This is a genomic window from Actinoplanes lobatus, from assembly GCF_014205215.1.
GTDB lineage: Bacteria > Actinomycetota > Actinomycetes > Mycobacteriales > Micromonosporaceae > Actinoplanes > Actinoplanes lobatus.
The window spans coordinates 8,391,868-8,417,226 of record NZ_JACHNC010000001.1 but is presented as its reverse complement, the minus strand read 5'-3'; the positions used below and the strand labels follow the sequence as shown (position 1 = coordinate 8,417,226).

The 25,359-nt window shown below is 72.7% G+C and carries 26 protein-coding genes and 2 pseudogenes; 17 read left to right on the top strand and 11 right to left on the bottom strand.

Annotated elements, in window-relative coordinates:
- Positions 1-423: 423 nt before the first annotated feature.
- Positions 424-927, bottom strand: coding sequence for a pyridoxamine 5'-phosphate oxidase family protein (locus BJ964_RS38480; protein ID WP_188125253.1), 504 nt, complete (start codon positions 925-927; stop codon positions 424-426).
- 259 nt (positions 928-1,186) lie between these two features.
- On the opposite strand from BJ964_RS38480, the gene BJ964_RS38475 reads away from it, so the two are divergent.
- Positions 1,187-3,487, top strand: a complete 2,301-nt coding sequence (locus BJ964_RS38475) for a heavy metal translocating P-type ATPase (protein ID WP_188125252.1) — start codon at positions 1,187-1,189, stop codon at positions 3,485-3,487.
- A 59-nt stretch (positions 3,488-3,546) separates the two neighbouring features.
- Here the strand turns inward: BJ964_RS38475 and BJ964_RS38470 are convergent, their stop codons facing one another.
- On the bottom strand, positions 3,547-4,896 hold the full coding sequence (locus BJ964_RS38470; protein ID WP_229807196.1) for a sensor histidine kinase: 1,350 nt from the start codon (positions 4,894-4,896) through the stop codon (positions 3,547-3,549).
- Complete coding sequence (locus BJ964_RS38465; RefSeq protein ID WP_188125251.1) at positions 4,886-5,581, bottom strand: response regulator transcription factor; 696 nt, start codon at positions 5,579-5,581, stop codon at positions 4,886-4,888. Before BJ964_RS38465 ends, BJ964_RS38470 begins: the two co-directional genes overlap by 11 nt.
- Before the next feature lie 210 nt (positions 5,582-5,791).
- On the opposite strand from BJ964_RS38465, the gene BJ964_RS38460 reads away from it, so the two are divergent.
- Positions 5,792-6,184, top strand: coding sequence for an Hsp20/alpha crystallin family protein (locus BJ964_RS38460; RefSeq protein ID WP_188125250.1), 393 nt, complete (start codon positions 5,792-5,794; stop codon positions 6,182-6,184).
- Between the two features lie 72 nt (positions 6,185-6,256).
- Here BJ964_RS38460 and BJ964_RS38455 read toward each other — a convergent pair.
- The 3 genes and pseudogenes from BJ964_RS38455 to BJ964_RS38450 form a co-directional block, all read right to left on the bottom strand.
- Positions 6,257-6,448, bottom strand: a pseudogene (locus BJ964_RS38455) (TusE/DsrC/DsvC family sulfur relay protein); the annotation flags it as partial.
- Positions 6,405-6,744: pseudogene (locus BJ964_RS48655) on the bottom strand (type III sulfide quinone reductase, selenoprotein subtype); the annotation flags it as partial. The pseudogenes BJ964_RS38455 and BJ964_RS48655, both read right to left, overlap by 44 nt.
- Positions 6,745-6,883: 139 nt before the next feature.
- The gene (locus tag BJ964_RS38450; protein WP_188125249.1) at positions 6,884-7,468 is read right to left on the bottom strand and encodes a DoxX family membrane protein; all 585 of its coding nucleotides are present in this window, start codon (positions 7,466-7,468) and stop codon (positions 6,884-6,886) included.
- A gap of 391 nt (positions 7,469-7,859) precedes the next feature.
- Between BJ964_RS38450 and BJ964_RS38445 the strand changes: the two genes are divergently transcribed.
- The 5 genes from BJ964_RS38445 (at position 7,860) to BJ964_RS47590 (ending at position 10,939) form a co-directional block, all read left to right on the top strand.
- On the top strand, positions 7,860-9,251 hold the full coding sequence (locus tag BJ964_RS38445) for a polysaccharide deacetylase family protein (RefSeq protein WP_188125248.1): 1,392 nt from the start codon (positions 7,860-7,862) through the stop codon (positions 9,249-9,251).
- Positions 9,252-9,268: 17 nt separating this feature from the next.
- Positions 9,269-9,559: a metal-sensitive transcriptional regulator gene (locus tag BJ964_RS38440; protein WP_188125247.1), complete on the top strand. Its 291-nt coding sequence runs from the start codon at positions 9,269-9,271 to the stop codon at positions 9,557-9,559.
- Positions 9,560-9,645: 86 nt separating this feature from the next.
- Positions 9,646-10,140 (top strand): rhodanese-like domain-containing protein, encoded by a 495-nt coding sequence (locus BJ964_RS38435; protein WP_229807197.1) that lies wholly within the window; start codon positions 9,646-9,648, stop codon positions 10,138-10,140.
- On the top strand, positions 10,137-10,685 hold the full coding sequence (locus tag BJ964_RS38430; protein WP_203832446.1) for a sulfite exporter TauE/SafE family protein: 549 nt from the start codon (positions 10,137-10,139) through the stop codon (positions 10,683-10,685). The genes BJ964_RS38435 and BJ964_RS38430 overlap by 4 nt, the downstream gene beginning before the upstream one ends.
- The gene (locus BJ964_RS47590) at positions 10,682-10,939 is read left to right on the top strand and encodes a hypothetical protein (protein ID WP_203832445.1); all 258 of its coding nucleotides are present in this window, start codon (positions 10,682-10,684) and stop codon (positions 10,937-10,939) included. The genes BJ964_RS38430 and BJ964_RS47590 overlap by 4 nt, the downstream gene beginning before the upstream one ends.
- Here BJ964_RS47590 and BJ964_RS38425 read toward each other — a convergent pair.
- The 3 genes from BJ964_RS38425 to BJ964_RS38415 form a co-directional block, all read right to left on the bottom strand.
- Positions 10,936-11,775: a universal stress protein gene (locus tag BJ964_RS38425; protein WP_188125246.1), complete on the bottom strand. Its 840-nt coding sequence runs from the start codon at positions 11,773-11,775 to the stop codon at positions 10,936-10,938. The genes BJ964_RS47590 and BJ964_RS38425 overlap by 4 nt on opposite strands.
- 274 nt (positions 11,776-12,049) lie before the next feature.
- Positions 12,050-12,643 carry a GNAT family N-acetyltransferase gene (locus BJ964_RS38420; protein ID WP_188125245.1) on the bottom strand — a complete coding sequence of 198 codons (594 nt, stop codon included), beginning with the start codon at positions 12,641-12,643 and terminating at the stop codon, positions 12,050-12,052.
- 29 nt (positions 12,644-12,672) lie between these two features.
- Positions 12,673-13,683 (bottom strand): zinc-dependent alcohol dehydrogenase, encoded by a 1,011-nt coding sequence (locus BJ964_RS38415; RefSeq protein ID WP_188125244.1) that lies wholly within the window; start codon positions 13,681-13,683, stop codon positions 12,673-12,675.
- A 176-nt stretch (positions 13,684-13,859) separates the two neighbouring features.
- Here BJ964_RS38415 and BJ964_RS38410 point away from each other — a divergent pair, with 176 nt between their 5' ends.
- Positions 13,860-14,828: an Acg family FMN-binding oxidoreductase gene (locus tag BJ964_RS38410; RefSeq protein WP_223149684.1), complete on the top strand. Its 969-nt coding sequence runs from the start codon at positions 13,860-13,862 to the stop codon at positions 14,826-14,828.
- A 30-nt stretch (positions 14,829-14,858) separates the two neighbouring features.
- Here BJ964_RS38410 and BJ964_RS38405 read toward each other — a convergent pair whose 3' ends face one another.
- Positions 14,859-15,434, bottom strand: a complete 576-nt coding sequence (locus BJ964_RS38405) for a dihydrofolate reductase family protein (protein WP_188125243.1) — start codon at positions 15,432-15,434, stop codon at positions 14,859-14,861.
- Positions 15,435-15,619: 185 nt separating this feature from the next.
- On the opposite strand from BJ964_RS38405, the gene BJ964_RS38400 reads away from it, so the two are divergent.
- The 9 genes from BJ964_RS38400 (at position 15,620) to BJ964_RS38360 (ending at position 24,013) form a co-directional block, all read left to right on the top strand.
- Entirely contained in the window at positions 15,620-16,075 is a 456-nt protein-coding gene (locus BJ964_RS38400; protein ID WP_229807198.1) for a TetR/AcrR family transcriptional regulator, read from the top strand.
- Positions 16,076-16,157: 82 nt separating this feature from the next.
- On the top strand, positions 16,158-17,120 hold the full coding sequence (locus BJ964_RS38395) for a hypothetical protein (RefSeq protein ID WP_188125242.1): 963 nt from the start codon (positions 16,158-16,160) through the stop codon (positions 17,118-17,120).
- Between the two features lie 106 nt (positions 17,121-17,226).
- Entirely contained in the window at positions 17,227-17,847 is a 621-nt protein-coding gene (locus BJ964_RS38390) for a GNAT family N-acetyltransferase (protein ID WP_188125241.1), read from the top strand.
- 60 nt (positions 17,848-17,907) lie between these two features.
- Positions 17,908-19,260, top strand: coding sequence for a lysine N(6)-hydroxylase/L-ornithine N(5)-oxygenase family protein (locus BJ964_RS38385; RefSeq protein ID WP_188125240.1), 1,353 nt, complete (start codon positions 17,908-17,910; stop codon positions 19,258-19,260).
- Positions 19,257-19,511: a phosphopantetheine-binding protein gene (locus tag BJ964_RS38380; RefSeq protein WP_188125239.1), complete on the top strand. Its 255-nt coding sequence runs from the start codon at positions 19,257-19,259 to the stop codon at positions 19,509-19,511. The genes BJ964_RS38385 and BJ964_RS38380 overlap by 4 nt, the downstream gene beginning before the upstream one ends.
- Entirely contained in the window at positions 19,508-19,729 is a 222-nt protein-coding gene (locus BJ964_RS38375; RefSeq protein WP_188125238.1) for an MbtH family protein, read from the top strand. The genes BJ964_RS38380 and BJ964_RS38375 overlap by 4 nt, the downstream gene beginning before the upstream one ends.
- Positions 19,730-19,802: 73 nt before the next feature.
- Complete coding sequence (locus BJ964_RS38370; protein ID WP_188125237.1) at positions 19,803-20,606, top strand: siderophore-interacting protein; 804 nt, start codon at positions 19,803-19,805, stop codon at positions 20,604-20,606.
- Positions 20,607-20,691: 85 nt separating this feature from the next.
- Positions 20,692-21,456, top strand: a complete 765-nt coding sequence (locus BJ964_RS38365; RefSeq protein WP_188125236.1) for an ABC transporter ATP-binding protein — start codon at positions 20,692-20,694, stop codon at positions 21,454-21,456.
- 4 nt (positions 21,457-21,460) lie between these two features.
- Positions 21,461-24,013 carry an ABC transporter permease gene (locus BJ964_RS38360; protein WP_188125235.1) on the top strand — a complete coding sequence of 851 codons (2,553 nt, stop codon included), beginning with the start codon at positions 21,461-21,463 and terminating at the stop codon, positions 24,011-24,013.
- 54 nt (positions 24,014-24,067) lie between these two features.
- Here BJ964_RS38360 and entS read toward each other — a convergent pair whose 3' ends face one another.
- Positions 24,068-25,351 carry an enterobactin transporter EntS gene (gene entS / locus BJ964_RS38355; protein WP_188125234.1) on the bottom strand — a complete coding sequence of 428 codons (1,284 nt, stop codon included), beginning with the start codon at positions 25,349-25,351 and terminating at the stop codon, positions 24,068-24,070.
- Positions 25,352-25,359 lie beyond the last annotated feature (8 nt).

Sequence of the window (25,359 nt, the reverse complement as noted above, 5' to 3'; positions counted from 1 at the left end):
GTGGTCACCGCAGCGGTGGCGATCAGCAGGGCAACCAGCGGGTCCGCCAACTGACGGCTGATCCGGCCGAGAAGGCGTCTCCGTGCCGATGCCGGGTGGCTCTTCAAGCATGGCCGCCGGGGGCCAGGCCCTGATTGGCATGTCTCGATCAGGGGTCGACGGTCCTGGTGCACGGCTGTACCCGGGGAGGAGGTGATCTGCAGGGCATTCCCGGTCACGCCGAGCGGCTCGGGCTACTGCTGCTGGTCGGGGTAGGGACGGTGCTGGAGCAGCAGGCCAACCTTGACCACGTGATGCAGGCCGGTGCCGGGAGAGTGGTGCAGCAGCGTCTGCGCGACCCAGCCGAACAGGCCGACGGCGGGGTCACCAGCACGAGGGTACGGCCGGCGGCGTGGACGACCGCCTTGATGGCCTGCGGGGCAGTCAGCGCACCGGCACCCGGGACCGGGAGCGTGCGGTGTCGCGCATGGCCAGCAGCGGCACGCCCAGGCCGTATGTGACGTAGTGGCCGGTGGGGTGGATCTCCAGCACCGCGCAGTCGGCACGCCGCTCCGGTGGCACCAGGCGGGCCAGGCGGGGTACGTGGTCCGCGTACTCGGCCGGATGCACGGTGACGACGGCCGGGAAGCTGATGGTGGCGGGCGGGATCGGGGCGAGCAGCGACAGCAGGCCGCCGCGGCGCACCGGCACGGTCACGGCGATCGTGCTGTTGTCGCGGATGTGCCGGGCCTTCCAACTGTCGGCACCGACCACCACGTATATGCAGTCGCCGGCGACGGCGTAGAGCACACCGCTGGAGCGGGGCGCCCCGGCCGGGGTCACGTGGCTGATGACGGCGAACGCCGCCCGGGACACCGCCGCCCAGACGGCGGCCGGGGTGAGGGCCGGGTGTGGGTCGTGGTGCCGCGGCTTCATGGGCAGAGACATGCGAGCACCTCCTTCGTCACTCCACAGGTACCGACGCGCGGCCGGGCCGGACAGGGCCGCACGTCCCGTACCGGGGTTTCCGCCGGGGAAGTCCCGCCCGGAGCGACCGTGCTCGACGAGGCCGGGCCGCCGAACGGGCCGTCGCAGGCCAGGGCTGGTACCGCGGCCGCCAGAACACCCAGGGTGAGCTGATGACCTCCGGCCCTGCCGGTACGGCGGCCGAAGGACCCATGCTGGGGCCGAGGCCGGGGAGGACCATATGCGGTGGTGGAGAGAGCAGCGGGAGACGGCCGTGTTCGCCGCGACGACGCTGCTGTTGCTGACCGGGCTGGCATTCGCCGCGGCCGGGGAACGGGACTGGGCGAACCGGGTGTGGGTGGCCGCCACCGTTTTCGGGCTCGCGTACTCGACGGTCGCCCTGATCGAGGCGGCCCGGCGGCGCGAGGCGAGCGTCGACGTCATCGCCTGGCTGGCGCTGGCCGGTGCGCTGTGGGTCGGCGAGGCTCTGGCCGGCGCGGTCATCGCGCTCATGCTGGCCAGCGGCGCTCTGCTGGAGGCCCGGGCACAGGCGCGGGCCCGGCGAGAGCTCAGCGCGCTGGTGGCGAGGGCGCCCCGTACCGCACGCCGGGACACCGCGTCGGGGCCGGTTGAGATCCCGGTCGCCGAGGTGGCCGTCGGTGACCGGCTCGTCGTCGGCGCAGGCGAGATTCTGCCGGTCGACGGCCGACTGGTCGACCGGGCGGTGCTCGACGAGTCAGCGCTGACCGGGGAGCCGATTCCGGTGGAGCGCCGGGCGGGTGAGGACGTCCGCAGCGGTGTCGTGAACGCGGGTCAGGCGTTCCGGATGACGGCCACCGCGGGCGCGGAGGCCTCCACGTACGCCGGGGTGGTCCGCCTGGTCGAGCAGGCGCAGGCGCAGAGCGCCCCCTTCGTACGGGTCGCCGACCGGGTCGCGGTGGCGTTCGTGCCGGTGACCCTGCTGCTGGCCGGACTGGCCTGGGCGTTCACCGGCGACCCGGTGCGTGCCGTGGCGGTGCTCGTGGTGGCCACGCCGTGCCCGCTGCTGTTGGCCGCCCCCATCGCGATCATCTCGGGCATTTCCCGTGCCGCGCGTACCGGGGTGATCGTCAAAGGCGGCAGCGCCCTGGAACGGCTCGCCGCTGGACGGGTCCTGCTGTTCGACAAGACCGGCACGCTGACCGCCGGCCGGCCGGTGCTGACCGACGTCGTGACCGCCGCCGACGGGACCCTGGCGGCCGACGAGATCCTGAGGCTCGCCGGGAGCCTCGATCAGACCTCGGCGCACGTGCTGGCCGGGGCGATCGTGACCGCGGCCCGGGACCGCGGCCTGCGCCTGAGTGCGGCGGAGCAGGTGGTGGAGCGCCACGGCCACGGCATCGAAGGCACCGTCGACGGGCGCCGGGTCCGGCTCGGCAAGGCGTCCACCATCGCCGGCGGCCCGATGCCGCCGTGGATGCGGCACGCCCGGCGCCGGGCGGCCCTAGAAGGCTCCCTGACCGTGTTCGTGGCCGTCGACGGCGTACCGGCCGGTGTGTTGCTGCTGGAGGATCCGATCCGCCCGCAGGCGCCCCGGATGGTGCGGGCCCTGCGCGCGGCCGGCATCGGCCGTGTGGTGCTGGTGACCGGGGATCACGCCGACACGGCCGAGACGGTGGGGCGGGTGGTCGGCGTCGACGCCGTGCACGCCGACCGCGACCCGGCCGACAAGCTCGCCCTGGTTCGCGCCGAGCAGCGGCGGGCGCCGACGATCATGGTCGGGGACGGCATCAACGACGCGCCGGCGCTGGCCGCCGCGGGTGTCGGTGTGGCCCTCGCCGCTCGTGGCGCCACCGCCTCGGCCGAGGCCGCCGACGTGGTCCTCACCGTCGACCGGATCGCCGCGCTGGCCGACGCGATTCTCATCGCCCGCCGCTGCCGGACCATAGCGTTCTGGGCGGTCGGTGTCGGGATGGGATTGTCGGCGGTGGCGATGCTGGTCGCGGCAGCCGGCTTCCTGCCGCCGGTCGCCGGGGCGGTGCTCCAGGAAGGCATCGATGTCGCTGCCATCGCCATCGCGCTGATCGCGCTCATTCCGGGCAAGACCCACACGGTACGGCTACCCGCCGCCGATCTGGCCACGCTGCAACGGCTGTACACCGAACACCGGCAGGTGCGGCCGCTGGTCGAGCGGGTCCGCACGGTCGCCGACGCCCTGGACCGGCCACCCTACGAGACGGGCCCGGTTCGTGAGCTGCTCGACGAGCTCCAGGATCGGCTGGTGGCCCACGAACGCGCCGAGGAGGCCGAACTCCTGCCGATCATGGCCCGGGCACTTGGCGGCATCGAGGCGACCAGTGGTCTGAGCCGTACCCACGCGGAGATAGAACACCAGATCAGCCGCCTCCGGCGTACCGTCGAGGATTTGATCCCGGAAGTTGAGCCGGAGGACGTCACCGATGTCCGGCGGCTGCTCTACGGCCTGTACGCCATTCTGCGCCTGCACAACGCCCAGGAGGAGGAAGGCGCTTTCAGCCTGGTGCCGGAGCCCAGCCGGACCTGACCCCCGGTAGCCGCGAGCGAGGTGCTCGCTACCTGATGTCGTCGCCGGGGGCAAGGTCCTCAACGGCGGTCGGCGGCCGGCAGCCGGATCATTACGGTCACGCCGCCGCCCGGCGGGGAGTCGATGGTGACGGCGCCGCCGTGGGCGGACACCAGTTCCCGCACGACGGCCAGGCCGATCCCGGCGCCGGGCACCGAGGCGGCGCCGCGACCGCGCCACAGCCGTTCGAACGCGTGCGGCAACTCGTCGGCCGGGATGCCGGGCCCAGTGTCGGCCACCTCCAGGACCGCGGCGCCGTCCCGCTCCCTTACCCCGACGTGGACCCGGTCACCCGGCCGGCCGTAGCGGCTCGCGTTGGCCAGCAGGTTGCTCACCACCTGGTGCAGCCGGTCGGGGTCACCGCGTACCGGGGCGGGGGCGCCGAGATCGGCGGTGACGGTCAGCCCGGCGGCCTCCAGGCGGGGCCGTTCGGCGGCCAGCGCCGTGGCGGCCACCTCGGCGAGATCCGTCGGGACCGGGCGCAGCGACAGCGCGGCCGCCTCGGCGGCGGACAGGTCGGCGAGGTCCTGCACGATCCGGCTCAGCCGTAGTGACTGGTCGTGCAGGGCAGCCAGCCGGGCCGGGGCGGGCTCCCGCAATCCGTCCCGCAGTTCTTCCAGACCGGCCTGCAACCCGGCCAACGGCGTACGCAGTTCGTGGGCGATGTCCGCGGACAGCCGGCGGCGTACCGTCTCGGCCCGCACCACCTCGTCGGCCATGGTGTCGAAGGCGTCGCCGAGTTCGCCCAGTTCCCCGGGAGCCCGCAGCCGGGCACGTGCCGTGCGGTCGCCGGCGGCGAACCGGCGGGCGGTGGCGGCGAGCGCCACCAGCGGCCGGGCGAGGCGTCTCGCGACGTATCCGCTCACGCCCAGTCCGGCCAGCACCGCGATCACGGCCGCGCCGGCGATCCAGGACCAGGCCACCGTACGCCCACCGGCGGCGCCCGAGACGAACGCCAGCCGGACGGCGCCGACCCGCTCCTGCCCGGCGGTGACCGGCGCCTCGACGACCGGATCGGCGGCCGCGTGCATGCCGCCCCTGCCGGAACCCATGCCGTGACCGGGCCAGACCATGCGACCGTCCGCGTCGACGACGATCAGGCGGGCCCCGGCCGCGTCCGCGATCGCCGAGGCCCCGGCGAGATCGGCACGGCTCCAGCCCGCCGAGCGGGTGTAGGCGTCCGCGGCGACGGCCGCCACCCGCGTGGCGGTCTGCCGGCGGCTCCGCTCGGCGGCGCTGGCCAGCCCTCGGTCGGTGGCGACCAGCGCCGCGATCGTGAGCATCGCCACCGACGACAGTGCCACCAGCAGGAACGCCGTCAGCAGCCGCCGGCCCAGCGGGCCGGCCAGCGCCGGGCGTTCACCGGTCACGCGACCACCCCAGCCGGTACCCGACGCCGAGCACGGTCTCGACGATCCGCCCGGCGTCCGGCCCCAGCTTGCGGCGCAGGTTCTTCACGTGCGAATCGACCGTGCGCTCGTAGCCGGGGAACTCGTATCCGCGCACCTGATTGATCAGCTCGTACCGGGAGTACACCCGCCCCGGGGTCGCCGCCAGCGCGGTGAGCAGCCCCCACTCCGTCGGTGTCAACGGCAGCAGGCGCCCGTCGAGCCGGGCCTCGTGCCGAACCTCGTCGAGCGCCATCCGGCCGCCGCCGAACGTCACCGCTCCGGCGGCGCCAGCCGCCCCGCCCCGCGCCCGGTGCAGCACCGCCTCGATCCGCAACACCAGTTCGGTGGGGGAGAAGGGTTTGGTCACGTAGTCGTCGGCGCCTCGCCGCAGCCCGTCGATACGGTCCTCGACGTCGCTGCGCGCGGTCAGCACCACCACCGGCACGTCCCGGCCGTCACGGGCGGCCGCCAGCACGTTCAGACCGTCGATGTCGGGCAGGCCCAGATCCAGTACGACCACCTCGACGCCGCCGCCGGACAGCAGATCGACGGCCTCCGCGCCGGACCCCGTCGTGCGCACTGGGTGGCCGGCCCGCTCCAGATAGCGGCGGACCAGTTCCCGCAACTCTCGGTCATCCTCGACGACCAGGACCGCGCCCGGCATACGTCCACCGTCCCCCGCGGACACCCACGGTGCCAGGGGCCGATCGGCCCAACCGGCGGGCGGGCCGTCCCACCGACCGTGAACCGCGTCGACGGTGTCGCGGTGCTGCTGCCCGACCCGTACGCCTGAGTCGGAACGTGGGGCCGGAAGACCCTGAACACCGCCGCCACCGCGAGATGTGATGGAAGGAGAACCCGAAAGGAGGTCGTGATGTCCACGCTGTTGCCGCGTCTTTTCGGCGACATGAGCGATTGGCTCGAGGTCGACTTCCCGCGCCCGCTGCCGGCGATCCGCGTCGAGGACCGGATCACCGACGAGCAGTACGTGCTGCGCGCTGAACTGCCCGGGATGGACCCGGAGAAGGACGTGCAGATCACCACGCTCAACGGGGTGCTGACCGTGAAGGCCGAACGCCGCGACGAAGCCGAGGGGATGGGCCGTTCGGAGTTCCGGTACGGCCTGCTGCATCGCTCGGTGCGGCTACCCGCCAATGCCGACGAGGCCGCGATCACCGCGACCTACGACAAGGGGATCCTGGAGGTGACCGTGCCGTTGACGGCGCCGGAGACCGCCGGTAGGCAGGTTCCGGTCACCAAGAAGTGATCTCTCCCGGACACCGGCCGACGCTCCAGGCGCCGGCCGGTGCCGTGTCAGACGAAGATGATCTGCGCGCCTTCAGACGCAGCCGTGCGGTTTGGGCAGGCCGGCGATGTAGGCCATCTTCTTGGCCGGCTTCTTGGGGAAGAGGGCGAACAGCTCCTTGACCGGGATCCCTCCGGCCGTCGAGACACGGCGCAGGGTGGCGGTTTCGCCCTGGGCGGCGTAGTCGGCGCGCAGGAAGGTGAGGGCCTTCCAATGCGCGTCGGTCGTCCAGCATCGAGCCGAGCCGTGCGGCGGCGATCGGCTTGGTGAACGCGCCCGGCAGCGACGTGGCGTAGATCAGTTCCACACGGTCGCGGACGCCACGGCGGCGCAGGAGGTCGTCCGCCAGGAAGGTGAACTCCAGCGGCGCCACCGGGCACTTGATCGGCATGTCGGTGATGTGCACGACCAGCCGGCCGCCGCGGCGTCGCCCCGGCGTGCACGACTTCGACGCCGTCGGCGATCAGCTGCCGGACCGGCCTGCTCACCTGGCGCGGCGTGTGGCCGCCGAACGGCAGGAACCCCCCCCGTATACCCCCTAGGGTATTTGCGGTGGTGGTGGCGTCCCAGGGCGTATCCGCTGGTTCCGACGGGACCTGTGGCCCGGTACGGCGAACGGCACGGACGGTAAACCGTCCGTGCCGTTGGCGGGGGAGGGGATCAGATCAGCCAGGGGTTGCGGTGCACGAAGGGAATCTTGGCCCACCGGCGGCCGAGGCCCCAGGTGTGGCCGGCGTAGGTGAGGGCGGTGACGACGGCGGCGAGGCCGTAGACGATGTGGTAGTCCATGAACGGGTTCGTGGAGTGGGTGGCCTCGCCGGCGGCGTCGGTCTTCGCGGGCGGGAACTCGGCGAACCACATGAGCAGCATCATCACGGCGGCGGCGCCGGCGGCGATGCGCAGGCCGATGCCGAGGATCAGGGCGAGGCCGATGCCGAGCAGGCCGAGCATGAACAGCCAGTCGGCCCAGGCCTGGCCGGCGATGTCGTTGAAGAAGCCCTGGAAGGGGCCAACCGCCACGCCGGAGAGGAAGCCCTTGGTGGGCGAGCCGCCCTCGATCCAGGCGCGTTCGGCGGGAGTCGCGTAGCCGAAGCCGAAGGTCTTGTCGAGGAACGCCCACAGGAAGACGAACCCGAGGGAGATGCGGAGCACGGCCAGGGAACGGGCGGCGTTGTGGGTGAGCATCGAGCCGGGGGCGGGGACGTGCTCGAGCGACGTGGCCGCGCTGCGGCCGGTAGCGGTCATGGTGTCCTCCTCAATCACGAATCTCTATGGCCGACTATTCGCCGCCGGGCCGCGGGTCTCCCGGGCCGGAAGTCCTGTTTCGCCCGAGCCGCAAGGCCCCACCTGCCGGAGGCGAACGTCCCGTCGGCGGAGCCTGCCGCCACCGCCCGAGCTGTAGGCCTGTATCACGGACGGCGTCGGAGCGCGGCGCTGGTCGGCCGGAACGGCACCCTCATCCTCGCCCGCGAGTCCGCAACCGACGCCGCCGCCTGGGATACGCAACGCCCCGGCCGAAGGTCCCATTGGCTGCTATCCATCTATTAGGACCTTCGGCCATGGACCTCCGCACGCCACCGCCGCACGGTGGGGGTGTGGCGCGGGCACCCCCCGCCCGCGCGCGGAGGTGATCCCTGTGGACACAGGGCGCATGACCCGGGTGGCGCTGCGTACCGCGGTGACCGTCCTGACCATCCCAGCACTCACCCTGATCGCGGCGCCGTCGGCCGTCGCGGCCGACGCCACGCCCTACCGGGCGCAGGTCTTCACCCAGGGGTACGACACGAGCAAGGTCGCCACCCTCACGTTCGATCTGGACTGGCGCACCGGAACGGTTGACCAGATCGCGGCCAGTAGGGCCAATCTGGACACGGTGCTGCGCGTCTTCGCCGCCAACGGCATCACCGGCGGCTTCGGCATGACCGGACGGTTCGCCGAACAGAACCCGGCCGAGGCGCGGAACATCGCCGCCCAGGGCCACAAGATCATAAATCACAGCTGGAGCCACCCCGATTTCATGACCCTGACGCAGGCCCAGCGCTGGTCCCAGCTGGACCGTACCGAGGCGGCGTTCCGTGCCGCGGGCGTCAGCTCGGCCGGCTGGTTCCGGGCGCCCTACCGGTCCGGGTACACGAACGCCGCCCTCAACCGCGACCTCGCGCTGCGCGGCTTCTACATCAACGCCGACTGGACCTTCGACACCACCGGCTACCAGGGCGCCGACTGGGCCACGGTGAGCGGCCGCATCGACCGCTTCCTCAAACCCGGCGCGATCGTCGTCATGCACGTCAGCATCCCGTCCAGCGACCCCGGCAACCTGCAACAGATCATCGACAAGATCAAAGGCCAGGGGTACGCCTTCGTGAGCCCCTTCCAGGCGGTCACCCGAGGCCCGATCCGGACGGCGTACCTGACCGCCGGCGGACCGTCCTCGCTGGGCGCCGCCACCACCGGGCCGATGCAGGCCACCACGGCCGGCACCGAGGTCCAGTGGTTCCAGAAGGGACGGCTGTACTACTCGGCGGCGACCGGCGCCCACGCGGTCCGCGGCGCGATCCTCACCAAATACCGCGCGCTGGGCACCGCCGGCTCCTTCCTGCGCTACCCCACCGCCGGCGAACGCCCCGGCGCGGGCGGCGGCTGGTACAGCACCTTCCAGGGCGGCTCGATCTACTGGTCCTCGGCGACCGGCGCCCACGAGGTGCACGGCGCCATCCGTACCAGATGGCTGGCTCTCGGCGGTGAGGCCGGCTACCTCGGCTACCCACGCTCCGACGAGAAGGCGGTCAGTGTGGGCCGGGCCGTGCAGTTCCAGCGCGGCAACGTCTACTGGAACAGCACCGACGGCGCCCACGAGGTCCGCGGCGGCATCCTGACCCGCTACCTCGCCCTCGGCGGCACCGGCAGCCGGCTCGGCCCGCCCACCAGCGACGAATACACCGTCACCGTCGGCCGGCGCAGCGACTTCCGGCACGGATCACTCATCTGGAACAGCACCACCGGTGCCATCACCGTCGTCTACCGCTGACGAGGAATCGAGGAGAAATGCCTACCTGGGGATCGCCCTGGCCGTCGGCCTCGGCGTACTCGGACTGTGCGCGGACCCGGCTGAAGCGGGCGCAGGGCCAGTTGGGCGCGGTGATCGCCATGATCGAGAACGGCGAGGACTGCCGTCGCGTCCTGACCCAGCTCGCCGCGGTCTCCAGTGCCGTCGACCGGGCCGGTTTCAAGATCATTGCCACCGGCATGCGGCAGTGCCAGGCGGCTCGGGAGCGCGGCGAGGACCCGCCGATGAGCGAGGAGGAGCTGGAGAAGCTCTTCATGTCCCTGTCCTGACCTGGCGAAAGGCGTCGCCGAACGGCGGCGCCTCTCTTTCGGCTCGCAATATACCCCCAGGGGTATTTACTGATCGGAGTCAAGCTGTGACCCCGGGCAAGTTTGCCGTCGACCACATCCCCGGCTCCTACAACGTCCCGCTCGACCTGCTCCGCGAACACCGCGACGAACTCCACGCCCACCTCGGCGAGAACGTCGTCCTGGTGTGCCGGTCCGGGCAGCGTGCCGGACACGCCGAACAGTTGCTGCGCGCCGCCGGGTTGCCGCACGTGCGGGTCCTGGCCGGCGGCATCACCGCCTGGCAGGGCGCCGCGGCGCCGCTCCGTACCGGGCGGCCCCGCTGGGACCTGGAACGGCAGGTACGCCTCACCGCCGGCCTCCTGGTGCTGGTGGCGGTGCTGGCCAGCGCGATCGCCGGGCCGGTCAAGTGGGTCGCCGCCGTGGTCGAGGCCGGGCTGACCGTGGCCGCCCTCACCGGCACCTGCCTGATGGGCTCGCTGCTGGCACGGCTGCCGTACAACCGCGCGCCCCGCACCGACGTCGGCGACGTGGTGGCCGCCCTCACCGGCGGCGCCACATGACCGCGGCGATCGGGTTCGGGGCCCTCATCGGGGTCCTGCTCGGGCTCTTCGGTGGCGGTGAGTCCGTTCTGGCCGTACCCGCCCTGGTCTACGGCGCGGGCCTCAGCCTTGCCGCCGCCCTACCCACCTCGCTGGTGGTCGTCGGTGTCTCGTCCGCTACCGCCCTGTTCCCGCGCCTGCGCGCGGGGCTCGTGCGGTGGCGCATCGCCGCCGTGGTCGGCGGCACCGGCGCCGTGGCGGCGTTCGCCGGGGCCGCCGCCGGCCGGCTGCTCGACCCGCGGCTCGTCCTGTCGGGGTTCGCCCTGCTCATGCTGGCCGCGGGGGTGCGCATGCTGCGCCGCGAGGACGAGTGCGGCGGCGCCTGCGCGCTGCCCGACGGCCGGGTCGACTGGCGCGGCTGCCTGCCCCGGGCCGCCGCGTCCGGACTCGGCGTCGGTTTCCTCACCGGCCTGTTCGGCGTGGGCGGCGGCTTCCTTCTCATCCCGGCCCTGGTGGTGCTGCTCGGCCTGCCGATGCCGTCGGCCGTGGCCACCCCCTCGTGGTGATCGTCGTCAACTCGGCCGCCGGCCTGCTCGCGCACGCCGGGGACGCGGCCGTCGACCACCGGATCGCGGCCGCCTTCACCGCGGCGGCGGTCATCGGCTCGCTGATCGCGGCCCGGCTGGCGCCCCGCATGCCGGTCGCCCGGCTTCGCCTGGCTGATCCTCGCGGTGGCCGCCTTCGTCGGCGCCCGCACGATCGGTGGCGCCCTGGTCTGAGCGGCCCGGCGGGCGCAGCTCGCGTTCCGGCGACTTCCTAACGGCTACTTCCCGCCGTCTCGCGATGAGGTGGCCGCGCCGAACGGGCCGCGTTCCCCCGGACCAGCGCCACCGGCGCGGGGGAGTGGTGCAACAGTGTCTGCGCCACCCAGCCCAGCAGGCCGGAGTAGGGATGATGGCCCCGGGCGCCCAGCACCACCAGGCCCGCTCCGCGTGCCGCACTCCGCAGGGCCGCGCAGGGATCGTCCTCGACGACCCGGACACACGCCCGCACGCCGTACCGCGACTCCAGCGGGCCGACGGCCGCCAGGAGAGCGGGCCGCGGGTCCTCCTCCTCGTCGTCACGATCCCAGGCCCGTACCACCATCAGACCGGCGTGCCGCCCGGCCGCGGTGCCGAATGCGAACTCCAGCGCCTGCTGTGCGGTGTCCGACGCGTTCACGCCCACCACGACCGGGCCCGCCGGGGCCACCGCGGGGGTGATCAGCACGGTACCGGCCGCGCGTGCCGCCACCTGCACGGTGAGCGACTCGAGCGGCATGCAGGTGCGATCCGCCAGCCCGCCGTCGCCGATGACGGTCAGCTCCGCGATCCGGGACCGGCTCAGGAGCCCGGCCTCGGCGGAACCCTCGAACAGGCGAGTCCCGACCGGTACGCCGGGTGCGGCGTCACGCGCGTCGGCCACCGCCCGCTCCAGCAATGCCTCCCGTCCGAGCCCGCCCTCCGGGGCGATCGTCGGCTCCCAGTTGAACGCGTGCAACAGTTCCAGGCGGCACCGGCGCAGCGCGGCCTCCCGCGCACCCGTCCGCACCGCCTCCCTGCTGGCGTGTGAATCGTTGACACCGGCGACGATCAGGCCGGTCGGTTCGGAGTCCATCTGACGCCCCTTCCGCTCCTGTGCTGCTGCTCACACCTTCCACCCTGCTGCCACACCGGCCGTCTTGACAGGGCCGTTGGGACCTTGTCCCTGCCGGGCACCGTGGTCTCCGGCCGAGCATCGATGCAGGTGGAGGCAGTTTGTGGCGCTGTCGCCCTGGCCGACCACGATCGGGCTGATCGTCACTTCGGTGCGGTACGTCGTGTCCGAGCCTGAAGCGGCGGCGAAAGGACGAAAAGCCGGTTGAGGCCGTAAGCGATAGCGCCCTCGGCCGCTACGGCAGCAGGCGCTGGACGGCAGCCGTCACCGCGGCCCGGTCCAGCGCCACGGCCGCCTCGGCGAAGCCCTCGTGGACCGACCCTCGCCGCCGGTCTCCGGCCAGGTCGAGCAGCGCCGTCACCGGCCGGTTCTCGGCGAGATAGAAGGCGCTGAAGGTGCGTATCCCGCGATCCAGCGCCGCCTCCGCCAGCACCTCGACCAGCGCGGTGGCCAGCCCGGCCCGCCGCCAGGACGGGGTCACCGCGACCGCCACCTCGGCGCCGCCGTCCGCCGTCGCCTCGTACCGGGCGACGGCGATTCCCGCACCGGACACCGGGTCCACGGCGACCAGCGCGAACCGTTGCCGGTAGTCGACCGTGCACAGATGGGTCAGCAGTTGCGGGGTGATCCGCGGCGGCGGGCCGAGGAACCGCCGCCGTACGGTGTCCGGGTCGGCGGTGCGGATCGCGTGCGCCAGCGGGCCCCGGTCGGCGGGAACGATCGGGCGGACGAGCACCGTGCGGCCGTCGGGCAGCCGCAGCTCCCGCTCGTACTCGGGCGGATAACCCGGCGGCACGGCGGACGGTCGGCGAATCGGCAGCGGCCCCATCATCACCATGGTCGCCGATGCCGGCCCGGTCAGGGAAGCATCACGAGCCGGGCCGCGACCCGGCCGGCCAGCACGTCCTCGATGGAGTCGTTGATCTCGTCGAGGGTGCGGGTCTCGAAGAGCACCTGGGTGCGCCCGGCCGCGTGCAACCGGAACACCTCGGCCAGATCGGCTCGGGTCCCGACGATCGAGCCGATCACCCGGATGCCCTTCAGCACGGTCTGGAAGACCGGCAGCGTGATCGTGTTGTCCTTCGGCAGTGACACCAGGACCAGCCGGCCGCCACGCCGCAGCGAGGCATGCGCCTGCTCGATGACCCGCGGGTCGGCGGCCAGCACCACGGCCACGTCGGCGCCGCCGAGCGCCTCGATCGCGGCGACCGGGTCGGTGGTCGCCGCGTTGATCACGTGCGCCGCGCCGAGCCGGCGGGACAGGGCCAGCTTCTCCTCGGTGACGTCGACGCCGATGGTCTCGCCGCCGAAGATCTGCGCGTACTGCTGCGCCAGGTGCCCCAGCCCGCCGATTCCGAAGATCGCCACCCGGTCGCCCGGCGTCACCCCACCGACCTTCACCGCCTTGTACGTGGTGACGCCCGCACACGTCAGCGGCGCCGCCTCGGCCGGGGCGATCCCGTCCGGAACCCGCACCACGTACCGCGCGTCGGCCACCAGGTATTCGGCGTGCCCGCCGTCGATCCCGTACCCGGTGTTCACCTGCGCCTCGCACAGCGTCTCCCAGCCGGTGACGCAGTACTCGCACGTCCCGCACGCGTACCCCAGCCACGGCACGGCGACCCGCTCCCCGGCGGCCGGCGAGGCGACTCCCGCACCGGCCCGGTCGACGATGCCCACCCCCTCGTGGCCCGGAGTGAACGGCAGACCCGGCTTGACCGGCCAGTCCCCGCGGGCGGCGTGGATGTCGGTGTGGCACAGTCCGCTCGCCTCCAGGCGCACCCGGATCTTGCCGGGACCCGGCTCCGGAACGGCCACCTCCATGATCTCGAGGGGCTTGTCGAATGAGGTGACAACGGCGGCGCGCATCGTACGGCTCCTTTCGGGGACTGCCTGTGATCCGATCGTTCTCCTCGATGTTCTCGCTGTTCAGGGTCGATGGACCCGGTTTTCGGGACAGCCCGGAGGAGACCGTTCCGCTCCGGGTTCCCCGCCGCTGTGGCAGGCTGGTGCCGTCGTGACGCTGCGCCGCCGGGGAGGGCACCTTGACCGCTGACACGCAGACCCGCGACCTGCTGGCCCAGGCCGCGGGCGCCGCCCGTTACGCGCCGTCGGTCCACAACACCCAGCCCTGGCGCTGGGTGGTGCACCCCGACCGCCTGGAGCTGTTCGCGGTGACCGCCCGGCAGTTGCGCTTCCAGGACCCGGACCAGCACATGCTGCTGGTGAGTTGCGGCGCCGCGCTGCACCACGCCCGGGTCGCCCTGGACGCCGAGGGCTGGGCCCATGAGGTCGAGCGTCCCGCCGGCGAGCCCCTCGCGATCATCCGGCCGCTCAGACGCCGTACCGCCGACCCGGCGGCCGTCCGCGTCCGCGACCAGTTGTCGCAGCGGCACACCGACCGCCGGACCATGAGCGACGAACCGGTCGACGCGAAGGTCCTCGACGCGCTCACCGTGGCCGCCGAGCAGGGCGGCGCCCGCCTGTGCCTGCTCAGCCGTGATCAGGTCATCGAGCTGGCGGTCCTGGTGGAGCAGGCGCAGAAGGCGGAGACCGCCGACGATCTGCTCCAGGCCGAGACCTCCACCTGGGTCGGCGGGAAACGCGCCGACGGCACCGGCATCCCCGACGCGAGCCTGCTGGCCGAACCGGCGCAGACCACCGTCGCGGGCCGGGACTTCGGCGTGGCCGGCACCCTTCCCGGCGGGGGCGGGCACGACAGCGCCGTCACCTACGCGGTTCTTTACGGCAGCGGCGACGAGCCGGCCGACTGGCTGCGCGCCGGCGAGGCGCTCAACGCCGTGTGGCTGGCCGCCACCGAGCACGGCGCGGCCCTCACCCCGTTGAGCGGCCCGGTCGAGGTGGGTTTCACCCGGCAGCGGCTCGGCCACCTGCTCGGCGGCCTCGGCACGCCGTACCTCGTGGTGCGTCTCGGCATCGCCGACACCACCGGCCCGGCCGCCGAACCCACCCCGCGCCTTCCCGTCGACCAGGTGGTCGAGATCCGCGGCTGACCGGCGTATCGGGGCGCAGATGGCCGGGCGCTACCCGGCGGCGGCCCGGTAGCGGAGCACGACCACGCCGCTGTCCAGCGGGGTCGTGTCGATCAGGTCGAAACGGTGCGGGTCGAACCCGGTCGTGGCGAGGGGGATGCCGGCGCCCGCCACGATCGGGTTCAGTTTGATGACCAGTTCGTCGACGACGGGCAGCAGCTGCCCGGCCAGGCTGCCGCCGCCGGCCAGCCAGATGTCCAGGCCGGGCTGCTGCTTGAGCTTGTCGGCCAGGGCATGCGGATCGTCGGCCACCACCTGGACGGCCGGATCCGCCGAGGCCGGCAGCGTGCGGGAGAACACGAACTGCTTCAGATGCGCGTACGGGGAGATGATCCCGGCCTGGAGGGCCGGCTCGTAGGTGTGCCGTCCCATCAGCACCGTGTCGAACACCCGGTTCGGCCCCTCGACGCCCAGGGGCCCGCGCAGGTGGGTGGGCACGGTCTCCGGATATCGCGTGCTCATGAACGCGGTGACGTCGTCGTGGATCGTCATGAAGTCCCACGAGCCGTCGGGTGCGGCGATGAATCCGTCGATGGTGGCGGCGACGAAATAGACGAGCTTTCGCAAGATGACCCCTAACCACTATGGCTGTCGTGGTTTGTAAACTACAGCACCTGTAGTGGTTCCTGCTAGTGTCCGCGCATGGCCAGAAATCCGGAACGCCGTCGCGTGCTCGCCGACGCGGGGTTGCGCGTGCTCGCCGCGAGCGGGCCCGTGGGCTCACCCACCGTGCCGTCGATCAGGAGGCCGGGGTGCCCGCCGGCACGGCGTCGAACTACTTCCGGTCCCGCGACGCGCTGCTCGGCGCCCTCGGCGAGCGGATCATGGAGCGGTTCGCCCCCGACGAGACGGTGGTCGCCGGCCTGGCCGCCCGCGAGCCGGGCCGGGAGTTGTTCGTCGACTACCTGCGCTACATCCTGGAGCGCACCACCCGGCAGCCCGACCTGACCCGGGCGCTGATCGAGCTGCGACTGGAGGCGGCCCGGCGGCCGGGGCTGTCCGAGATCCTCGGCGGCACCCTGCGGGCCGGCTTCCGCGACGATGTGGCGTTCCACCGCACCACCGGCCTGCCGGGCGGGGCCTTCGAGATCGCGCTGCTGCACTACGCGATGGACGGTCTGCTGCTGGACATGCTGACCACCTCGATCGGGGCGGACGCCGATCCGGACGAGGTGGTGACGGCCTTCGCGGACCGGCTCGTCTTCTGACGCCCCTGGGTCAGCGCCACCCCGTGACGGGACGGTACTGTCCCGGTGTGGCGTTGAGTTACCTTTCCGGGATGGCGTCGTAGTGGCGACGGCCGCCGGGCCCCCGGTCGGCCCGGAGCAGCTCAGGGCGCATGCCGCCCAGCTCGACCGGTTGCGGGTGCGGCTCGGGCAGGTCCGGCTCACCGGACGGCAGATCGAGAAGGGCCAGACCGCTTTCGGGGCACTCTGCGGCTGGATTCTCACCGGCCTGGGTGACCGCTATCAAAAACACGACGAGCTTCTGGCGTACGTCGAGGAGACGCTGGTCCTGACCGTTCGCGGCCTGCGCCGGGTGGCCGCCGGGGAGCAGCCGCTGGCCGAGATGGTGGGCCAGCCGGACGAGGGCTCCGCCGACGAGGACGCCCCGTCGGCCCCGGAGATCATCGACGGCGTGCTGGAGGCGGTCAACAGCCGCGAGTGGGTGGAGCCGCTGCTCGCCGAGGCCGCCCCGGTCGCCGAGTTCGCCACTCCGGTGACCGGCATGTTCATGCTGCTGCGGACCGGCGGGCTGGAGTACGCGACCACGCATGTCGAACCGCTTCGCCGCCTTCTCGACGATCTCACCGGCACCCCGGAGGTGGTCGCCGACCAGGCCGGCCACTGGGACGTGATGGCCGGTGAGCTGCGCCGGCTGGCGTCCGATCTGGAGTGGTGCCTGGCCGGGGCGTTCCCCGGGCCGGAGCGGCCGGACGTGCGCGCCTACCTGGACATCATGGCGAACAACGTGGAGGCGCTGCGCGGGCTGGCCGCGACCTCGACGGCCATGACATTGATCACCAGATCGGCCGGTGACCTGATCCTGCTGGCCCGCGACATCGTGCGCGGCCTGATCGGCGACCTGTTCGCCCGGGCGAGCCTGTGGGTGATCGACAGTCCGGAGGTGGTGACCCGGCCGGTACTGGTGGCGCGGCTCGCGAGCCTGGTCACCGCGGCGTGGCGGATCAGCGCCTACGTCACCGCGCTGACCACCAGCATCGCGAATCTCTCGCGCAGCATCGACGGTTGATCGCGGGACCTTACCGTACGGGCGGGAGCGTTCCCTCCGCTCCCCGGGCTAGGCGGATACGCCCTCCAGCGCTTAGGTTAGGCGAACCTAAGTAAAGGGGGATCCGATGAGCGCGGAAACCTGGTCGGCGGAGTCCTTCCGGGAGCTGACCGACGGCCTCGACCCGGCCGTGGTCGCGGCCGGTCCACCGCCCGTCCCGGACCTGGACGGGCCCTGGCGGGTGCGGGTGGCCGACCCGGGCGCCGGTGACGGCACAGTGGTCGCCGACTGGATGGCGCTGCCGCACGTGGACCTGTTCTGGGAGCAGAACTGGCCGGTCGAGCGGTGGGACGCGGTGCTCCGGCGGCAGCTCGCCGGGGCGTGCACGCTGCCCCTGATCGCCGCACGCGACGGGGCCGACCTGGCCTACCTGGAGGTCTACCGGACACCGCGCGACGTGGTCGGCCGGTACTACCCGGCGGAGGCGTACGACCTGGGTGTCCACATCGCCGTCGGGCCGCTCGAGGCGACCGACCGCGGCCTCGGCCGGGAGTTGATGGCGGCGCTGGTGGACGGCCTGTTCGCGGCCGATCCCCGGTGCGCCCGGGTGGTCGCCGACCCGGACGCGCGGCACGCCATGGCACGCCGGATGTTCGCGGCCGCGGGATTCGAGCCGCTCATCGAGGTCGATCTGGGGCACAAGTGTGCCGCGCTCATGTCGCATCCACGACCCGCTTTACTCGCCTGAAATGGTTAGGTTAGCCTAACCTCCGCACGGCAGTGCCGCTCCGCTCGAAAGGGCCTGACCTTGAATCCCTCCGACTCCACGGTGTACGACCTGGTCGGCATCGGTTTCGGACCGTCCAACCTGGCCCTCGCCATCGCCGTCGAGGAGCACAACGCCCGGTGCGCCCGTCTGGAGGACCGCATCGAGGCCGTCTTCCTGGAGAAGCAGGAGGAGTTCGGCTGGCATCGCGGGATGCTGTTCGAGAACGCGACGATGCAGGTCTCCTTCCTCAAGGACCTGGTCACCATGCGCAACCCGGCCAGCGACTTCAGCTTCGTCTCCTACCTGCACGCCCACGACCGGCTCGCCGACTTCATCAACTACAAGACGATGTACCCGCTGCGGGTCGAGTTCCACGACTACCTCAGCTGGGCCGCCGGCCGGATGAAGGACAGCGTGGCGTACGGGCACACGGTCACCGACGTCGTCCCGGTCACCGGCGCCGACGGCCAGGCCCGGGCGGTCGACGTGATCGCCCGGACCGACGGCGGCACCCGGGTCGTGCGGGCCCGTAACGTGATCGTCGCCGCCGGGCTGGAAGCGGCCCTGCCGCCGGAGGTCACCGTCTCCGAGCGGGTCTGGCACAACCTCGACATCCTGCACCGCGTCGAGACGTTCGAGGTGGAACGGCCCCAGCGGTTCGTCGTGGTCGGTGCCGGCCAGAGTGCCGCCGAGACGACCGCTTTCCTGCACGAACGCTACCCGGCCGCCGAGGTCTGCTCGGTCTTCTTCCGGTACGGCTACAGCCCCGCCGACGACAGCAACTTCGCCAACGGCATCTTCGACCCGTCCGCCGTGGACCTCTACTACGGCGCCCCGGACGACGTGAAGCGGATGCTGTTCGACTACCACCGCAACACCAACTACTCGGTGGTGGACGGTGACCTGATCACCGAGCTGTACCGCAAGGCGTACGGTGAGAGGATCCTGGGCCGCAACCGGCTCCGCGTCATGAACGCCTCCCGGGTCACCGGCCTGAAATCGCGCCCCGACGGTGTCGAGCTGGTGGTCGAACACCTGCCCACCGGCGAACTGACCGAGCTGAGCGCCGACGCCGTCATCTACGCCACCGGCTGCCGTCCGGTCGACGCGGCGACACTGCTCGGCGCGACCGGCCCGCTGTGCCGGCGCGACGACGAGGGCCTGCCGCGCATCGGCCGCGACTACCGGCTCGTCACCGACCCGGCCCTGCACGCCGGCGTCTACCTCCAGGGCGCGACCGAGCACTCGCACGGCATCACGTCCTCCCTGCTGTCCGCGGTGGCGGTGCGATCCGGCGAGATCGTCGCGTCGGTCGCCGCCCGGCTCGCCGACCGCCACCCCGTCCCGGCCGCCGAGCCGTGGACACTCGTCACCTCCGGAGACCGACCATGACCGCCCCGCTGCCCACGTCCGCCGCCGAACTACAGGCGCAGATCGCCGAGGTCCTCGAGGAGCCGGCCGACAGCTTCGGCCCCGACGACGACCTGATCGACGTCGGCCTCGACTCGATCCGGCTGATGACCCTGGTCGAGCGCTGGCGCTCCGGCGGCGTCCGCCTCGATTTCGCCGACCTCGCCGAGGACGCCACCGTCAACGGCTGGTGGGCGCTGCTGACCGCCGCGCGGCAGGAGGCCGTCCGATGAGCACCAACCCGTTCGAGGACGACGACGCCACCTACCTGGTACTCGTCAACGAGGAGGGCCAGCACTCGCTGTGGCCGTCGTTCGCCGAGATCCCGGCCGGGTGGACGGTCGCCCACCCGGAGGACTCCCGCGCCAACTGCCTGGAGTACGTCGAGAAGACCTGGACCGACATGCGCCCGGCCAGCCTGATCCGGGCCATGGACACGCCGTCCGCCTGATCTGTTCCCGACACGACCCGCCGTTCTTCCACGGCGGGTCGTGCCTTTTCACCGCCGTCTACGGAGGAGTTCCGTGCCCGCCACGATCGTCCAGTACGACCTCGAGCCCCGCCTGCTCCAGGTCCGCAACGTCCAGCGGATCACCCCGCGCCTGGTCCGCGTGACTCTCGGCGGCGACGACCTCGACGGCTTCCAGGGCCCGGCCCCCGCCGACCACGTCAAGGTCTTCTTCCCGGCCGACGGCGCCGAACTGCCGATCATGCCCGCCCTGGGCCCCAACGGCCTGATCCCGCCGCCGCCCGGAACGCCCCGCCCGGTGTTCCGCGACTACACGGTCCGCGCCCACCGCCCCGGCGAACTCGACCTCGACTTCGTCATCCACGGCGAGGGCCCGGCATCCACGTGGGCGGCCCAGGCGAGCGAGGGCCAGACCGTAGGCGTCCTGGGCCCGCGCGGCTCGGTCCTGATCCCGATGGACCTCGACTGGTATCTCATCGCCGGCGACGAGACCGCCCTGCCCGCCGTGGCCCGCTTCCTGGAGCAGATCCCCGCCGGCCGCCGAGTCCTGGCATATGTCGAGGTGGCCGACGCCGTGGAGGAGCAGAAGCTGACCTGGTTCGCCGATGTGACGCTCACCTGGCTTCACCGGGACGGCGCCGAGCCGGGAGGCACCACCCTTCTGCTGGACGCGATCACCGCCGCCGAGCTCCCGCCCGGTGACGGTTTCGTCTGGATCGCCGGCGAGGCCACCACCCTCAAGCCGATCCGCCGCCACCTCCGCAACGACCGGGCCCTCCCCGCCGACGCGGTCGACGTCGACGGCTACTGGAAGCGCGGCGTTCAGAACCTCGACCACCACGCCCCCGACGAGGACTGACGCCGGCGGAGGTACGGATACCCGTACCTCGGAACGGGTGCTCGCGCGGATTCCCCGGGCGCCGGAAGATGGTTGGCTCAGTGCCATGGGCGGACCCACTGCGGCACGGCAGCCGCACACGCAGACCACCGATCAGGTCCGGCTGGTCGGGCTCACCAGGACATACGGCTCCGGGACCAGCACCGTGCACGCGCTGCGCGGTGTGCGGGCGTCGTTCGCCAGCGGGTCCTTCACGGCCGTGATGGGCCCGTCCGGATCCGGCAAGAGCACGCTGCTGCAATGTGCCGCGGGGCTCGACCGGCCCACCTCGGGGCAGGTGTTCCTGGGCGACCGGGAGATCGGGAACCTCTCGGAGAACGAGCTCACCGTGCTACGGCGTACCCGGATCGGTTTCGTCTTCCAGGCCTTCAACCTGCTCCCGTCGCTCACCGCCGAGCAGAACGTCGAGCTGCCGCTCCGGCTGGCCGGGCGCCGCCCGGCCCGCGGTGGGGTACGCGACGCGCTGGCCCGGGTCGGCCTCGCCGAGCAGGCGCGGCGGCGGCCGGATGCGCTCTCCGGCGGCCAGCAGCAGCGGGTGTCACTGGCCCGGGCGCTGATCACCCGGCCGGACGTGCTGTTCGCGGACGAGCCGACCGGCGCCCTCGACACGAACACCAGCCGTGAGGTGCTGGAGTTGATGAGCGAGGTGGTCCGCGACACCGGCATGACACTGATCATGGTGACGCACGATCCGGTCGCGGCGTCGTACGCCGACCGGGTCCTGTTCCTGGTCGACGGGCAGGTCCACACCGAGGTGCGTGGTGCCGGAGCCCGCGAGATCGCCGACGTGATGTCGCGGCTGGAGGGCTGAGACGATGCTGTGGACAGCGCTGCGCACCCTGCGTGACCGGTGGATCCTGTTCGCCGGCTCGTTCGTCGCGCTCGCCCTCGGTGTCGGCCTGGTCGCCACCAACGCCCTGGTCATCTCCGCGGCCGTGCGGTTCGACCCGGTGCTGCCCGGCGCCGACCGCTACACAGGCGTGCCGATCCTGGTACATGCCGAGCAGGAGCTGCGCCTGCCGTCCGGCAACGGGCCGGGGGAGTGGATCGGCGAGGCGCCGGAGACGCGCCGGATCCCCGCGGCGCTGACCGGCCGGATCGCGGCGGTGCCTGGCGTCGCACAGGTGATCGCCGATCGCTGGTTCACGATCCAGCTGTTGCCGGCGGGTGTGAACGGCTCCGGCGGCACACCGGTCGGGCGGTCGTGGAGCGGGGCGGCGCTCACCCCGTACCGGATGGTGGCCGGAACCGCGCCGCAGGCCGACGGCGACCTCGTGGTGTCCGCGTCGCTGGCGCGGGCCGCCGGGGCGCAGGTCGGCTCGACCCTGCGGGTGAGCACCCCCGGCGGGGTGGCCGACGGACGGGTCACCGGAATCACCGAGGCGTCCGGGGTGACGCCTGAGGACACCGTCTTCTTCACCGACGCGGCGGCGGCCCGCCTGTCGGCGGCGGGCGAGCAGGTGGACGCGCTCGGCGTTCAACCGGCGGCCGGCGCCGCCACCGAGCAGGTCGCCGCCGGGATCCGGGATGCCGTCGCCACCGACGGCGTCACCGTGGCCACCGGAACGGCCCGTGCGGAGGGCGTCGTCGCCGACCCGTACCGCCAGGCCCGCGAGGACATGGTGGCCCTGCTCGCGATGACCGCGGTGATCGCGGGTTTCGTGGCGGTGTTCGTGGTCGCCAGCACCTTCGCGTTCACGGTTGCCGAGCGGCGCCGGGAGATCGCGCTGCTGCGCCTGGTCGGCGCCGCGCCGCAGGACGTACGCCGGATGGTGTTCCGGGAGAGCATGGTGGTCGGTGCCCTCGGCGCGCTCGCCGGGTGCGGTATCGGCGTTGTCGGCGCCGGTTTCCTCGCCGGACGGCTCGTCCGCAACGGCCTGGCGCCGCCCGGGTTCACCGCCGGCGCCTCCGGCCTGCCGCTGGTGATCGCCTTCGTGGTCGGCCTGCTGGTGGCCGCCCTCGGGGTGATCAGCGCGTCTCGCCGGGCGGCGCGGGTGGCGCCCGTCGAGGCGCTGCGGGACGCGGCCGCCGACCGGCGGGTGATGACCGGCGGCCGGTGGTTCGCCGGCGTGCTGTTCCTGGTGGTTGCCGCCGGCCTGGTGATCGCGTTGCGGGCGGCCGGCGCCGAGGCGGCGGTGCCGATCTCGGTCGTCGTCACCGAGGCACTGATCATCGCCGGTACGGCGCTCGGCCCGCTCTTCCTGCCCCACCTGACGGCTCTGCTCGGCCGTCCGCTGGCCTGGCTCACCCCGTCGATCGGTCCGCTGGTGCTGCAGAACATCCGGACCGGCGTACGGCGGACGGTGTCGACAGGGGCGCCGGTCATGCTCACCGCGGCCATCGCCGTCTCCACTCTCGGGGTCGGCGCCACGATCACCACCTCGGTGGTCGACGAGAACCGGGCGCACACCACCGCGAGCCACGTCGTCGAGGCAGCGGGCGGGCTGCCCGGCCAGGCCGCCACCGCGTTCGCCGGGGTGCCCGGGGTCACCGCGGTGACTCCGGTGATCGACACCGAACTGTTCGCGGTCTCCGGCGACACCGTGTGGTCGGTCGGCGGGGCCGGGGTGGATCTGGGGGCGGTCAGCCGTACCCATCGGCTCGACGTGGTCAGCGGATCGCTGGACGGCCTGGCGGCGGATTCGGTGGTGCTCACCCGGGAGGGCGCGGACATGGTCGGGTGGAAGGCCGGCGAACGGCACACGCTCTACTTCGGCGACGGCAGCCGCACCGAGGTCGCGGTGGCGGCCGTGGTGGTGTCCGGCGGTGGGCTGCCGGGCCTGCTTCTGTCGCGGGAGAGTGTCGCCCCGCATGTGCACGATCCGATGCTGACCACCGTGTACCTGGCCACCGGCGCGGGCACTGATCCGTCCGGCCCGATCACCGAGGTGGCCGGCCGGTACGGTGGTACGGCCACCTCCACCCCGGACTGGCTGGCGGCCCAGGCGGACGCCGCCGGCCGGGCGAATCAGGTGGTCTTCTCCCTGCTGATCGGGATGGCGCTGCTGTACAGCGCGATCGCCATCGCCAACACCCTGTTGATGTCGGCCGGCCGGCGGCGCCGCGAGGTGGCCCTGCTGCGGGTGGCCGGTGGCACCGGGCGCCAGGTGCTGACGGCGATCCTCTACGAGACCCTGACGGTGATCGCGGGCGCTCTGCTCGTCGGTATCGCGGTCGCGATGACCAGCCTGATCGCGGTCACCGGGGTGCTGCGGCAGACCGATCCGGGAGCCCATGTGGTGGTGCCCTGGGGCGCCATCGCGGTGGTGGTCGTGACCAGCCTGGCCGCGGGTGTGGTGGCGGTGTTGATCCCGTCGCGGATCGCCCTGGCCGGGCGGGCGCTCAGCCTTGTGGCCGGCCGCCGGTGACGGGACCGGGATGCGACCTCGCTCCGGCCGGCGATCGCCGGCCGGGCGGCGGGCTCAGTTGCCGGACGTCGGGGCGGCGGCATCGAGGAGGTCGTCGGCGCTCGGGTCGTGGAGGCTGGCGTCGCGGAGTTCGCGGCTGGACGCGCCGACGGCGACCGCTCCGGCCGCGCACAGGATGCCACCGGCGATCAGGGCCGTGGCCGGGCCGGCCAGGCGGGCGGCGAGGGCGACCTCGACGCTGCCGATGGCCGGGCCCACGTTGGTCTGCGCCAGCCACAGGCTGCTCACCCGGCCCTGGAGGTGGTCGGGGGTGTTGTGCTGGAGCAGGGAGCGGCGCAGGATCTCCGAGATGGTGTCGGCGGCGCCGAGCAGGGCCAGGAAGAACAGGGACACCCACAGCCAGTCGGCGGTCAGGCCCAGCCCGGCGACGGCCAGGCCGCACGCCGCGGTGGCCCAGATCAGGTGGCGGCCGGTGTGCTTGACCGTGCCGGTCCAGCCGCTGGCCAGGGCGGCGATCATCGCGCCCACACCGGGGGCCGCGTAGAACAGGCCGAGGACGGTGCCGCCGTCGCCGTACATCCGCTCGGTCAGCTCGGGGAAGATCGCGGTCGGCATCGCGAAGACGACCACGACCATGTCGATCAGCAGCAGCCCGGCGATCAACCGGTTGGCGGCCACGAATCGCAGGCCACCGGCGATCGAGCGCAGCGGAGACTCGTCGGGTTCGGCGCCGGCCGGGGGCTGCGGCCTGATGAAGGCGATCAGCGCCGTGGTGATGAACGTGGCGACCGCGGTGAGGCCGTAGTTCCAGGACAGGCCGGCGAGCTCGGTGAGGCCACCCGCGACCGACGGGCCGATGATCGCGCCCAGCTCGGCGGTGATGGCCATCAGCGCGCCCGCCGCGGGCAGCTGGTCGCGGCCGACCAGGTTGGGAGTGGTGGCCATCAGCGCGGTCGCGGACAGTCCGTTCAGGACGCTGTTGACCGCCGCGGACAGATAGATCACCCAGAGGTACGGGGTGTCCGCCGCCGCGTTCAGGGCCAGCACCGCGAACACCACCACCGCGGAGCCCCGGGCCAGCAGGATCAGCTTCCGGCGGTCCATCCGGTCGGCCAGGATGCCCCCGGCCAGGGTGCCGATCAGCATCGGGACCATGTTGACGACGCTCACCAGTCCCACGTGCCAGGACGAGTGGGTGAGCTGCCACACCTGTAGCGGCAGCGCCACGAGGGTCAGGCCGAGGCCGAGAAGGGACACCAGGCGGGCGGCGAACAGGAAGCGGAAGTCCCTGCTGGTCCTGAGTGGCGTCACGTCGATGACGAGGTCACCGAGGCGCATCGGCGTCT